This window comes from Lysobacter sp. Root604, from assembly GCF_001427505.1.
GTDB lineage: Bacteria > Pseudomonadota > Gammaproteobacteria > Xanthomonadales > Xanthomonadaceae > Lysobacter.
Genome location: NZ_LMGS01000001.1, coordinates 1,163,228 through 1,175,786, shown reverse-complemented (window position 1 = coordinate 1,175,786; position 12,559 = coordinate 1,163,228). Strand labels below are relative to the sequence as shown.

Annotated in this window: 13 protein-coding genes; 8 read left to right on the top strand and 5 right to left on the bottom strand. The window is 67.3% G+C overall.

All coding sequences use genetic code 11. The features are described 5' to 3' along the window. Nucleotides 1-74: 74 nt before the first annotated feature. Nucleotides 75-761 carry a DUF4386 family protein gene (locus ASD69_RS05475; protein WP_056174779.1) on the top strand — a complete coding sequence of 229 codons (687 nt, stop codon included), beginning with the start codon at nt 75-77 and terminating at the stop codon, nt 759-761. A gap of 48 nt (nt 762-809) precedes the next feature. Here ASD69_RS05475 and ASD69_RS05470 read toward each other — a convergent pair whose 3' ends face one another. Next, on the bottom strand, nt 810-1,727 hold the full coding sequence (locus ASD69_RS05470) for a DUF2268 domain-containing putative Zn-dependent protease (protein ID WP_056174777.1): 918 nt from the start codon (nt 1,725-1,727) through the stop codon (nt 810-812). 195 nt (nt 1,728-1,922) lie between these two features. Here ASD69_RS05470 and ASD69_RS05465 point away from each other — a divergent pair, with 195 nt between their 5' ends. Beyond that, the gene (locus ASD69_RS05465) at nt 1,923-2,579 is read left to right on the top strand and encodes a hypothetical protein (protein WP_157499022.1); all 657 of its coding nucleotides are present in this window, start codon (nt 1,923-1,925) and stop codon (nt 2,577-2,579) included. A gap of 36 nt (nt 2,580-2,615) precedes the next feature. Here the strand turns inward: ASD69_RS05465 and ASD69_RS05460 are convergent, their stop codons facing one another. Then, nucleotides 2,616-3,116 carry a hypothetical protein gene (locus tag ASD69_RS05460; protein WP_056174774.1) on the bottom strand — a complete coding sequence of 167 codons (501 nt, stop codon included), beginning with the start codon at nt 3,114-3,116 and terminating at the stop codon, nt 2,616-2,618. A gap of 176 nt (nt 3,117-3,292) precedes the next feature. Between ASD69_RS05460 and ASD69_RS05455 the strand changes: the two genes are divergently transcribed. The 3 genes from ASD69_RS05455 (at nt 3,293) to ASD69_RS05445 (ending at nt 5,756) form a co-directional block, all read left to right on the top strand. Then, nucleotides 3,293-3,709, top strand: coding sequence for a DUF4124 domain-containing protein (locus ASD69_RS05455; RefSeq protein ID WP_157499020.1), 417 nt, complete (start codon nt 3,293-3,295; stop codon nt 3,707-3,709). A 70-nt stretch (nt 3,710-3,779) separates the two neighbouring features. Then, entirely contained in the window at nt 3,780-4,583 is an 804-nt protein-coding gene (locus ASD69_RS05450) for an arginase family protein (RefSeq protein WP_056174770.1), read from the top strand. A gap of 261 nt (nt 4,584-4,844) precedes the next feature. Then, complete coding sequence (locus ASD69_RS05445) at nt 4,845-5,756, top strand: CPBP family intramembrane glutamic endopeptidase (protein ID WP_082576279.1); 912 nt, start codon at nt 4,845-4,847, stop codon at nt 5,754-5,756. A gap of 66 nt (nt 5,757-5,822) precedes the next feature. Here the strand turns inward: ASD69_RS05445 and ASD69_RS05440 are convergent, their stop codons facing one another. Both ASD69_RS05440 and adhP read right to left on the bottom strand, forming a co-directional pair. Next, nucleotides 5,823-6,662 carry a universal stress protein gene (locus ASD69_RS05440; RefSeq protein WP_157499018.1) on the bottom strand — a complete coding sequence of 280 codons (840 nt, stop codon included), beginning with the start codon at nt 6,660-6,662 and terminating at the stop codon, nt 5,823-5,825. 73 nt (nt 6,663-6,735) lie between these two features. Further along, nucleotides 6,736-7,773, bottom strand: coding sequence for an alcohol dehydrogenase AdhP (gene adhP / locus ASD69_RS05435; protein ID WP_056174764.1), 1,038 nt, complete (start codon nt 7,771-7,773; stop codon nt 6,736-6,738). 130 nt (nt 7,774-7,903) lie between these two features. Here adhP and ASD69_RS05430 point away from each other — a divergent pair, with 130 nt between their 5' ends. Beyond that, a complete protein-coding gene (locus ASD69_RS05430) occupies nt 7,904-8,686 on the top strand; it encodes a response regulator (protein ID WP_235567144.1) in 783 nt (260 codons plus the stop codon). Next, nucleotides 8,683-10,704 carry a PAS domain S-box protein gene (locus ASD69_RS05425; RefSeq protein WP_056174759.1) on the top strand — a complete coding sequence of 674 codons (2,022 nt, stop codon included), beginning with the start codon at nt 8,683-8,685 and terminating at the stop codon, nt 10,702-10,704. Before ASD69_RS05430 ends, ASD69_RS05425 begins: the two co-directional genes overlap by 4 nt. Before the next feature lie 13 nt (nt 10,705-10,717). Here the strand turns inward: ASD69_RS05425 and ASD69_RS05420 are convergent, their stop codons facing one another. Beyond that, nucleotides 10,718-11,440, bottom strand: coding sequence for a helix-turn-helix domain-containing protein (locus ASD69_RS05420; RefSeq protein WP_056174757.1), 723 nt, complete (start codon nt 11,438-11,440; stop codon nt 10,718-10,720). Nucleotides 11,441-11,644: 204 nt separating this feature from the next. Between ASD69_RS05420 and ASD69_RS05415 the strand changes: the two genes are divergently transcribed. Continuing rightward, nucleotides 11,645-12,544 carry a hypothetical protein gene (locus tag ASD69_RS05415; RefSeq protein ID WP_056174754.1) on the top strand — a complete coding sequence of 300 codons (900 nt, stop codon included), beginning with the start codon at nt 11,645-11,647 and terminating at the stop codon, nt 12,542-12,544. Nucleotides 12,545-12,559: the final 15 nt, after the last annotated feature.

Sequence of the window (12,559 nt, the reverse complement as noted above, 5' to 3'; positions counted from 1 at the left end):
TGTCGCGCTTGAACGCGCTGGCGACGCACGACGACAGTGGGCCTCGCCGATGAGGCGGGGAACGAAGGGACGAGATGAACAACATCACCACCGTGGGTCGCTGGATCGGGGCGAGCATGCTGCTCAGTTTCGCCTTAGGCATGTATTCGAACTTCAAACTGCAGACCGATCTGTTCGTCGGCGAGGGCCTGCTGGTGAATGCCGCGCAGCATCCGTATCGGATAGGCCTGATCGCGGTGATCGGGCTATGCACCAGCCTGCTGAAGCTATGGGTCGCGGCACTGGTGTCGGCGCACTTCCGCCGCAGCCACCCGGCGATCGTCACCTTCTATTTCGGGCTGGCGGCGGCCGCCCTGGCGATCTCCCTGATCGAATGTTCCACCCTGGTCGCGTTCGCCAGCCTCAGCGAGGCCTACACCGCCGCCGGTCCGCACGCGGGCGAACTGTTCCTGCCGGCCAAGAGCCTGCTGACCGGGTTGCGCAACAGCATCCACTTCATGGACGTGCTGATGGGCGGCGCGAGCGTACTGATGCTGTTCGCGTTTCTTTACCGGGCGCGGCTGGTGCCGCGCGCGCTTGCGGTGGTCGGCATCGCGGCGGCGACGGCGCAGATGTTCTCCGTCGGTCGCCCTTTGTTCGGGCTGCCGGTGATCTATCCCTTGATCGCCCCCTTGGCCTTGGTCTACCTGACGTTGCTGTGCTGGCTGCTGGTCAAGGGCTTCCCCAAGGAGGCGAACGCGCAGCGCGCGGTCGATGGCTGACGGGCGGCGGTGGTCGGCGCGTCGTCGGCGCCGACCCGCCGCGATGCCTCAATCCAACTGCATACCCGGCTTCCATCCGCTCTTGGCCAGGAAGGCCTTGGCGTCTTCGAATTCGATGATCTCGCGCACCGCGGCCCGTTTGTCCTTGGCCTGACGGTAGTAGGCCTTGGCGATGCGATAGCCGACCCAGTAACCCAGGTCGCCCGGGCGCTCGGGCGTGCCCAGGCCGTTGTACAGCCAGGCCGAGCCTTCGGCTTTCTGGTCCTGGTCGGCGAGGAACGCGGTTTCCAGCGCCAGTTCCTTTCCGCGCGTCGCGGCGCGCAGATGGCTGTAACCGACCGAACCGGAGATCAGCTCGCCCACGAATTCGGCGCCGCCTTCGATCAGCGAGGCCTTGAGCACCGTGCTGTTGGAGTCCTCCACCTGCGCGGCCGGTTGCAGCACGTGCGCGTACTCGTGCGCGATCACGTAGACGAAGCGGTCCTCCAGATTGGGGTTGAGGACGTCCACCGCGCACAGAGACTCCAACCCAATCATCACCCCGCTGGCGTTGGCGGTGCCGACCGGCTTGCCGCGCCCGATCGCCAACGTCACCGGTGGGAAACGCGTAGGCGGGTAGTACTGGCTAAGTTTGGCCAGCGCCGTGCCCAGCCGGGTCTCCACCGCGGGCAGCACGTCCACGCAGCGCTTGGCGTTGGTGTACAGCGCGGGGCGCTCGGCGATCATGCCGGCGATGCGTTCGCCGGTGATCCTGCGCATCCGTGCGAACTCCAGCAAGCCAGGGCTGCCCTGATCCAGATAGTCGCGCTGCAGTTCTTCCGCGCTCGGCTTGCCGCCGGCGCGATCGTAGATCGCATAGAAGCGTTCGACATCGTCGACGCGTATTTCCGGGCCGCGCTGGGCCGGGACGGCGGCGGTGAGCAGGAGAAGGGATACGGTTGTCAGAAGCAGGCGTGTGGCTCGCATGGGGGCATTCCATTCGTCGTAGGCGGTTTGGAATCTGCTGGTCGTACTGCGCCTGCATGGTAGCGCCGCGCCGCCGCGGCGATAGCGGCCCGAGTAGGCCGGACGACGGTGAACTCAAGAGGCTTGACAGCCGAAGCGGAGGCGCTGCGACGGTGGCGTCCTGCTCCTTCGTCGATAGCGCCGTGCCTTTAGACTATGCCGCCCGCGGTCTTCGTCCGCTCCACGCAGTCTTCCCGAATGCCGCTCACCGCGCTCGCACGCCGTTATGCCTTATTCGTCCTGTCGCTCGCGTCGGGTCAGGTCATGGCCCTGGATGCGGCGCCGACCCTGGATCAGGCCAATGCCGCCTTGCACGCGGCCTTGAGCGCGGAACGGGCCGGGCCCCAGGCGGCGGCGTCGCCGCTCGGCCGGGCCTTGCTGGAATCGCTGAAGTTCTCGCTCGTGCAAGGGTGTCAGTCGCTAGCCCCCGCGCAGACCGCCTGCATCGTCAAGATCGAAGCGCCGATGCGCGATGCGTATCAGGTCTTCGCTTTCGACCTGGACGGTGCGGACTGGCGGCTGGTCAAACGGTCCGATATCGAGGCCCCGCAACCGACCCTGGGCGGCGCGCAAGCGCTGCTGCGCGAACATTTGCAGGCGCTGGGCGCGCGCGAAACCGATGCCCGGCGCGCCGCCGAGTATCGTCGGTTCGCGCTCGCCCTCGAAGTCGCCGCGCTGGAGTCCTGCGATCTGGACCGCGACAGCGGCGCGGTCGAATGCGATGCGCAACTGCATACGCCCGGTGCCGGCGCAGGCTCCAAACGGGTGCGCTTCCAACTGCAGGGTTCGCAGTGGAGCTTGTTGCCGGACTGAGGCCGCCAAGGCGCGGGACCCCGGCAGTCCGGGCGCTTAACCGATGCACTGCCCCGAGCGTCCAGCGTCGGTCGGAATCGGCAACCCCTGCTTCTCGACGTGGTAGTACAAGGACAGCACCTGCCACTGCGTGCCCACCTTGTAGAGCTGGACGCTGTTGACGCCGACGAAGTCCGGACGCGCCGCGCGCTTGTCGGCCCGGGATTCGACCACGCTGTAGGCCACCGCGAAACGATCGTAGGTGTGGACCACGCGCGCGACTTCGCATTCGTGGAAGCCTTGCTTGCGCACGCCCTGGAAGTTTTTCAGGAAATCGGCGGCGGACCAGCGCCGAACCACCGGCGCGCCGTCCTTGTAGCGGCCGCCGAAGACCACCGCATCGGCATGGAACAGCCGTTCCAGCGCGGTCAGATCCGCGCTGCCTCCGGCTTCATTGGACGAGGCGCGCCACAACGTCGACACGGCCTGTTCCGGCGTGGCCTCGGCTGCGCAAGCGCACCACGGCAGCAACAGGGCCGTCAGCAGAAGGCTACGCATAGGGATTCCGAATAGGGCATCGGCCCACAGTATCGCGTCGCGCCAGAGCGATCGGCCAGCCAGTCCCGCAGCGAGCGGCGCAGCGTTCAGGCGCCGGTTCGTGACCGTGCGTTGCAGGGGCTAGGGCGCCGCGGCTCAGGTCTGCTAGCCTGCGCTTATCAACCGGGGGGTGATGTATGCGAATCGGACTCGCATGCCTGTTGCTGGCGTTCGCTGGCACGGTCCAGGGCCAAAGCGTGCACAAGTGCGTCGGCAAGGGCGGAGCGGTCAGCTATCAAAGCGAGCCCTGCGCGCCCGCGCAGAAGGCGGTGAAGTCCTGGGACGCGACGCCGGCGCCGCCGCCCAGCAACGACGAATTGTGGCGGCGCCACTATCGGCGTAAACAAGGCGAGGCGGATTCGCGGTACTTGTCGCGCCTGGCCGGCACCGACGGTTCGCGGGCCAGCGCCGCCTACGCACCGTCGCCGGCCGCAACCGACGCCTGCGCGGCGGCCAAGGCCCGACGCGAGGCCATCCTGCGTCAGGATAACGACGACGTAGGCTACGACGCGCGCCGGGCCTTGAACGATAGGGTGTACGACGCCTGCAAGTAGGCTGATGGGGGAGCGCGCGGCGAAGCGATCCGGCCGGCACCGCGCGCGGCGTCTTGGAGGGAATGAACCGATGCCACCGAATTCCAACGCGTTCGACCTGGTTCTGGCGTACCCGCAATGGCAGGGCTCCGGACGCCATCGCAACCTGGCGCGCGGTGCCGCGGCCGCCGCCGCGGTCTGCGCGCGCTTCGCGCCCCTGGAGCGGGTGCCGGTAAGCGCCGCCGAGGGCGACGCCCACGGCGTGCGGCGCTGGAATGCGATCCTCGAGCAGTTCCGCAACGCCCAGAACATCCTCGCGCGCTCGGGCGCCAAACGCGTGCTGACCGCCGGTGGCGACTGCGCCGTCGATATCGCGGTGATCGATTATCTGCATCGCATCCATCCGCAGCTCACCGTGATCTGGATCGATGCCCACCTCGATGCGAACACGCCCGAAACCTCGCCCAGCGGCAGCTTCCATGGCATGCCGGTCGCGGCCGTCCTTGGCCGCGCGCCCGCGCCGATGCGGTCGCTAATGGGCGCGCCGCTCGATCCGGGACGCTTGCGTTACTTCGGGATCCACGTCGGAGACGAGGGCGACTGGGCGCTGCGGCGCGAACTGGACCTGCAGACCCTGGACCCTACGCAGCTTCCCAACGGGCCTGTGCACATCCACTTCGACCTCGACGTGCTCGAACCCAGCGAGTTTCCCTACCTGGCCTATACCGATGGCGATCTGCGCGTGGACGACGCGGTCGCCCTGGTGCGTCGCATCGCCGAGGCGTCGGATCTGGTCGGACTTACCCTGACCGAGTTCTCGCCCGCCGACGCGCTGGAAGCGGAGCAGGGCAGCGGGGTGATCGCGCGCCTGTGCGAGGCGGCCCTGCGCCGTTGAGGCCCTAACCGCGCGCCGAACCGGTCGTATCGACCGCGGCGCGTCCGTTCCCGGCCCGCCCCGCAGCCAGGCGCCGACGCCTTTATGCAGACTTCCGCGGGCTAATGCGGACGCGACTGCCTTGGAGCGCAGGCACGGCACCCTTGCCTGCGCCATGACCGCCGTCAGTTGCGGGCTCAGCGGGATAGTGTTTACATCGAGTATCTTCACGTGAAGATATATTCGCCGACACGATCCTGACCGTCGGCAACCGACGAGCACATGCCTGTCGTCACCCGACATCGCCCCGAGGTCACCTTGAAACGCCTATTTCTCGACTCGAACGGACGCGTGCGCAACGGCTGGTGGATCCTGATCTTCGCCGCGCTGATGTTCGCCAGCCGTTTCGTCTACACCCCGGTGAGCCGGGCGCTGCAGGGCTGGGGCGCGTCGCAGGAGGCCCTGGAACCGCTGCGCTTCGTCTTCCTGCTGCTGGTCACCTGGATCTGCGTGCGTCTGCGCAAGGAGCCGCTGTCCAGCATCGGTTTCGTGTTGAATGCGCGCTGGGCCAGGGAGCTGGGCGTGGGTTCCTTGCTTGGCTTGACGACGGCCGTGCTTGCGGTCGCGATGATCTGGGCGGTCGGCGGCGTGCGGCTGGAACTGGACCCGGCGCGCAGCTTCGGCCTGCTGGCCTATGGCCTCTACATCTTCTTGTTCGTGGCCTTGTTCGAGGAAACCCTGTTCCGAGGCTTCGTATTCCAGCGACTGATCGCCGGCGCCGGCGTGTGGGTCGCGCAATTGGCCTTGGGCCTGCTGTTCGCGAGCAGCCACTGGGGCAACCCGGACATGCAGGGCAGCACGATGGTCTGGGCGACGATCGAACTGTTCCTGGGCGCGGTCCTGCTGGGCCTGGCGTATCTGCGCACGCGCAGCCTGGCCATGCCCGTCGGCATCCACCTGGGTTGGAACTGGGCGCAGGGTTATCTGTTGGGCTTCGACGTCAGCGGCTTCGCGCACGCGGGCTGGTTCCATCCGCAACTGCTGGACCGGCCGCAGTGGGTCACCGGCGGCAGTTTCGGCCCCGAAGCCAGTATCTTCGCGGTCGTGGTCGATGTCCTGCTGATCGTGTTGCTGTGGCGATGGAAAGGCTCGGCCGCATCGGCCCGCTCCACGACGCTGGGCGACGCGGCGTAGGCCGCCGACGGCACGCCGTCCGATTGAGTTCGTATCGCGTGCCGCGACGTTCGGCTGCGATCGGGCTCAGTGCGCGAACAACACCGGACAGGGCGCATTGCTCAGAAGATGCCGGGTCGTACCGCCCAGGACCTGCTCGACCAGTCTCGAATGGCTGTACGCACCCGCGACGATCAGGTCCGCGCGGCTTTCGGCGGCGTGATGGACGATTTCGGCGCCCGCGCTGGCGTGCGCGGCCGAACGACGAACCCACCGGGTCCGCACGCCATGCCGGTCCAGATGATTCGACAGCAGCGCGTCCAAGGGGTTCGCCTTGGAAGAAGCTTCCTCGACGGTAAGCAAATCCACCGTGGCCATGCGACCCAGCCAGGGCAGGGCGTCGCTCAAAGCACGCGCGGACTCCTTCGACGCCTTCCATGCCACCACCGCGTGGCCGAACCCGACGGTGGCGGGCGTGGAGGCCTGTACGCTCAGCACGGGGCGCCCCGCACCCGCTGCGACCGCGGCGAACACGCGATGGCGCGTCTCCGTCTCGGAGTCGCCCATGCCCAGCACGGTAAGGTCGGCGTAGCGGGCATGCGCGGTCGCGATTTCTGCGGGGGTGGACCAGTAATCCTCGGACAGGCGGATATCGTAGGGCACGCCTTCATCGCGCAGGCATAGGTCGGCGGCTTCGGCCATGCGTTGCGTGGTGGCCAGTGCGTAATCGCGCATGCTTTCGTAGACGCCAGCGGGGTAATAGTCCCAGGCTTGCGCGACGGGCGCGATCTGGCTGACGCCGACCAGGGCGATGACCCGGCCCTGCCAGGCCTTGGCGATCGCGCAGGTCGCTTTCAGCACCGGCGAAGCCAGGTCGCCCATCAGCAGGGGAAGGAGAAAGTCTTTGTACATGGCGGGTGCTCGCAAGGGCCATGTCGTGAGCCTGGCAGGAAGCGGATCGGGGGTATTGACCCGGATCAAGCCAAGTCCACGCCAGCGCTCACGCCAGCAAGGTCATGTCGAGCACGGCGCGGCCTTCCACCTCGCCCCTGCGTAGCCGGTCCAGCGCCGCATTGATCTGGTCCAGGGAGTAAGGCTCGGTCATCGCCCGGACTTTGCCGTTGGCGGCCATCGCCATCGCTTCGCTCAGATCCTGGCGATTACCGACGATGGAGCCGCGCAGGGTGATGCGCTTGAGGACCACATCGAAGATGGGCGTCGGAAAATCCCCGGGAGGCAGACCCACCAGGCAGACCGTGCCCTTGCGCCGAACCATGCCCAGGGCCTGAGCGAACGCGGCCGGCGACACCGCGGTGACCAAAACCCCGTGCGCGCCACCGCCGGTGCCCAGGCGTATGTCCTCCAGCGCGCGGCCGTCGTTGGCGTTGACCACGATCTCCGCGCCCAGCGAACGCGCCAGCTCCAGTTTGGCGTCGCTCACGTCGATGGCCGCCACGCGCAAACCCATTGCATGGGCGTACTGGATCGCCAGATGGCCCAGTCCGCCGATGCCGGAGATAGCGATCCATTCGCCGGCCCGCACCTCGGTTTCGCGGATGCCCTTGTAGCTGGTGACGCCCGCGCAAAGGATCGGCGCGAGCGCGAAGAAATCGCAATCGTGCGGCAGCCGGACGACGTAGGCCGCATTGGCGATCGTGTATTCGGCGAAGGTTCCGTCGACGCCGTAGCCGCTGTTGTGCTGTCGCTCGCACAGGGTCTCCCAGCCGGTGATGCAGTACTCGCAGTGGCCGCAAGCGTCGTGCAGCCAGGCGATACCGACCGCGTCGCCGACTTGCAGCTGACTCACGCCGAAGCCGAGCTCGGCGACCACGCCGGTACCCTCGTGGCCGGGAATGAACGGCAGCGCGGGCTTGATCGGCCAGTCCCCGTCCATCGCGTGCAGATCGGTGTGGCAGATGCCGCTGGCGTGTATCTTGACCAGCACCTCACCAGGCCCCGGAGCGGGAATCGGCCGGCGCTCGATGACCAGCGGCTCGCCCGAACGCTGCGCCACTGCCGCTCTCATGCTGCCCTTCATGACGGGATCCTGGATGGAGAACGGCCCTAGACTCTAAGCCGGGCGCGCACGCGCGCCTTGATCCAGATCAAGTCGATCGCGCCTCGCGGGCAGGCGCCCCCGGCGCTTGCGAGCGGGCCGGGATCGGACCATGCTCCCGGCATCGGTCTCCGCGAAAGTTGCGATCTCTATGCCACCCGAAGCCACCGACGCGAGGTCTTCGACGCGGCCAGCTCCAAGCCTGCTGGTGATCGACGACGACGCCGACATCGTCGCGTTGCTGTCGCGTTATTTCGGCGCGAACGGCTACAAAGTGGTCGCCGCCGCGAGCGCCGCGCAAGCGCGCGCGTTGATCCGCTCGCAAGTCATCGATCTGGTCCTGTTGGATCTGGGCTTGCCCGACGAGGACGGCCTCTCCTTGCTACGCCACCTGCAGACGCAGTGGCGCGGGCCGATCATCGTCGTCAGCGGGCGAGGCGAGGCGGTGGAACGCGTCGTCGGGCTGGAACTGGGCGCCGACGACTATGTGACCAAACCCTTCGACTTGCGCGAACTGCTGGCACGAACGCGCTCGGTGATGCGCCGGGCCGTGGCCTCCCTGTCGGCGCCCGCGACCAGCGGTCTGGCCTTCGAGGGCTTCAAGCTCGACCTGCTGGCGCGCCGTCTGGTGGATGCCACCGGCGAGGAAGTGCCTCTGACCACCGGCGAGTTCGAACTCCTCAAGGCCCTGCTGGAGCATCCGCGCGAGGTCCTCAGCCGCGATCAATTGATGACCAGCGTGCACGGCCGCCAGGCCGGTCCGTTCGATCGGACCATCGACGTGGGCATCGGCAGGCTGCGGCGCAAGATAGAGCGCGACCCCGGCGAGCCGAAGCTGATCAAGTCGGTCAGGGGTGCCGGTTATCTGTTCGCGGCGGAGGTGCGTGGCGCATGAACGGCGATAGCACGTTTCCCGGACTGTTCGAGGCGGTGCCGGACGCGCTGGTGGTGGTGGATCGCAGCGGGCGGATCGTGCAGGCCAATGGCCAGGCCGAACGCCTGTTCGGCTACCCGCCGGGTGGGCTGAATCAGATCTCCATCGAACAGCTCATTCCCGAATCGGCCCGCGAGCGGCACCGCAGTCACCGCGCGCACTACATGGATCGACCGCACGTGCGTCCAATGGGGGTGTCCGGACAAAGCCTGATCGGTCAACGCCTGGATGGGCGCCGGTTTCCGGTCGAGATCGCCCTGAGCCCGATCGAGGGCGATCAGGGGCCGCGCTATCTGGCCTCGGTGCGCGACATTTCCGAATCGCAGCGAGCGCGCCAGGCCCTGGTTCGCGCACGCTACGACGCCTTGGCTGCGCGGATCGGCCAACTCGCGCTCGAGGCGCAGGACGAATCGGGCGTGGTCGACCACGTGCCAGGCTTGCTGGCCGCGGCTTTGGATGCGCCTGTCGTCGCCATCGTGTTCGTGTCCAGCGATCGGCAGAACGTGGAGACCCGCGCCTCGGTCGGCCTGGACTTCTCGATCGCCGGTTCGCAATCGCCCGCCGGGCTGGACGAAGCGGCGCTATTGGCCCGCATAGAGACGGGCGACACCCTGGTCGTCGACGACTTGGCGTGCGATTCCAGCCCGGCCGAGGGATTCCCGGTGAGCGCGCCGCGGTCGGGAAGCGGCGTGCTGCTGCCGTTGTCGGATCGCGGCAGGCCCATGGGGGCGCTCTTGGTCGTGTCGGCGAAGGCGCGGCACTTCGATCACGACGCCTTGCACCTGCTGCAGTCGGTGGCCGACCTGATCGCGGCGTTCGTGCAGCGGCGCCGGACCGAGGAGCAACTGGCCCATTCCCAGCGGCTGGATGCGATCGGCCAGTTGACGGGCGGTATCGCACATGACTTCAACAATTTGCTTACCGTCATGTCCGGCAGTCTGCAGCTGCTGGAAATGGAGTGCGAGGACAAGCCAGAGGCCGGCGAGCTCATCGCCAGCGCCTTGCGCTCGGTGAGCCGCGGCGCCGAGTTGACCGGTAAGCTGCTGGCGTTCGCGCGCCGACAGCGCCTGCTGCCGCGACCGGTCGATACGCCGGCGTTGCTGCGCGACGTCGAATCGATGCTGAAGCGAACGCTCGGCGATAGCATTCGCCTGCAGGTGCTATGCGACGACGCACTGCCGCCGGCCTATGTCGACCCCACCCAGTTGGATGCGGCGCTACTCAACCTGGCGCTCAACGCCCGCGACGCGATGCCCAATGGAGGCGAAATCACCATCGAGGCACGTTCGCATCGGGCGGGCGATCCGACGCGCGCGGGCGATCTCATGGCCGGTCCCTACGTTCGCATCGGCGTGGCCGATACCGGCCGCGGCATGGCGCCCGAGACGCTGGCCCGGGCGATGGAACCGTTTTTCACGACGAAGGAAGCCGGGCGGGGCAGTGGTCTGGGCCTGAGCATGGTCTACGGTTTCGCCAAACAAAGCGGTGGCCATCTGCGTATCGACAGCACGCTGGGCTATGGCACACAGGTGGAGCTGTTCCTGCCTGCCTCGCAGACCCGCGCGCCCGCGCCCGCCCAGGTCGACGGCAAGCGCCAGGAAGGGGGCGGCGAAACCGTGCTGGTGGTCGAGGACGATGCGGCCGTGCGCAATATCACGGTCGCTTTCCTGCGCTCATCGGGGTACCAGGTGATCGCGGTGGGATCGGCCGAGGAGGCCTTGCTGCGATTGGCCGATAGCGGGCCGATCGCCTTGCTCTTCAGTGACGTGATGTTGGGCGAGGGCATGAACGGCAAGGAGCTGGCGACGGTTGTGCGACGCATGTCGCCAGCTATTCCGGTGCTGCTGACGTCCGGCTATGAGACCTTTGCCGAGGCCGGCCAGGACGAGGCGGCGGAGACTTTCGAGTTGCTGCGCAAGCCCTACCGGCGCGAGGACCTGACGGCCGCGGTTACGCGTGCCTTGTACCGGCCGGGATAAGCGTCGCGGCGGTTCAATGATAGGCGACGCTTTCACTCAGGATGCTCCGCAATCCCTTGCGGTCCAGCATGTGTATTTCGCGACCAGCCACGGCGATCAGTCCGCGCGCTTGCAGGCGCGAGAGCACGCGGGTAACGGTTTCCAGCGTCAGAGAAAGGAAATTGCCCAATTCGGCCCGCGTCATCCGCAGTTGCAGATGATTGGGGCTGAAGCCCTGGCGTTCCAGGCGCGAGGCCAGATCGAACAGGAAGGTGATCACGCGCTGGTCGGCTCCTAGCGTGCCCAGTACCAGCATCCAGTTCCAGTCGCGGCGTATTTCGCCCGCCAGCAGCGCGGTGATGCGCTCCTGGAACTGCGGCATCCGGTCGCGCAGCTGCGCGTACGGAAGCTCCCAGATCTCGCCCGTGTCCAAGGCCGTCGCATCGCAAGCGTGAGTCGGCATGTCCAGCGAATCCAGGCCGAGCAGGTCGCCGCGCATGCGGAAGCCGGTGATCTTCTCGCGCCCGTCCTCGCTGATCACCGCGGTCTTGAAGATTCCCGAGTGAATCAGGTACAGAGCATGCCGCGCCTGACCGGCGCGGAACACGTGTTGCTTGGCGTGAACGCAGCGACGCTGGAGCGGCCAGGCCTGCAACAACTGCTCGAGGCTGCAGGTTTCATCGGTACGGGTCGGCGTGAACAGATGCTCGGACGGGGCGGGAACGAGCCCGCTAGGGGAGACGTGATCGAGCAACATGGCGGCGCTCCGGCGACGAGTTGAGACTGAGCCTAGGCCTGTGGAAGCGGCGGATGATTCGAAAGCGGTAACCGTCGGTAACGGTTTGTAACAGGCGTTCCCCGCGATGGGCGCTGGCGTCGGGTTGATCCGCGTCAATGCCGGTCCCCTGGCGGCCGGCACAGTGGCGTGAATACAGCGCGGTGGCTGCCGCTAGGAAATACCGTGAGCCGTACAACGCGATTCAGCGACCCGAGCGCCGTCGACCTATGGGATGCCCGCTTCCGCTGGCGCAGCGGCGGCCAGCTTCGCGACCGTACCATCGATGCGACCTGGCAGCGCATCGCTGGCGCTCTGACCGAGTCGAAGGGCGAGGAGCGGGCGTACTGGCGCAGCCGCTACGCGTTCGCGTTCGGGAAATGGCAGATACTCCCGGACCCCCGCCTTCTGCGCAACGCGGGAACCGATGAGCCGGTACCGCTGTTGCTCGATCCCGTCGCCGTGGTGAATGCGGGCGTCTTCGTATCCGATCCGCATACCGACTCGGCGCGCTTCGATCACACGCGTTTCAGCGCGGCCGCGGCGGTCGCGGTACGCATGCTGGACGATGCGGTGATGGAATTCGGCGTGGAAGATGCGCTGCCCATGCGTCTGGGCGTGGGTATGGTCGGGTTGGGCGACGCGCTCGATGCCCTGGGTGTGGTCTACGGCTCGAGCCGCTCGCCCGCGGTGGCGGGGGGCATAGCGCAGAGCCTGGCCATGGGCTGCCTGCAGGGCTCGTTGATCCTGGCGGACGAACGTGGAGGTGGGCGCGACGAGGGCGACTACGGTTTATCCGCGCTGTGGAAGCATCGGGCGCTGTCGGGATCGATGGCCGACGCGGTGCCGCACAACCATCGCCATGCCTGCCTGACCCGCATCGGCAGACAGCCCGAACTCGCTCGTCTGGCCAATGGAGCGAGCGATGCGCTGGAACCGAAGGTGGGCGTGCCGATATCGTCTGGCGACGAGCGGACGCTGAGCGTGGATGCGGCACGACGCATGATCCGCAACGCCGTCCAACCCTGGGTGGACAGCCTGCTAGACCCGGCAGCGCCGTACGCCCCGGTCCGCAGCGAGGCCTGATCGACCCCGCAGGCG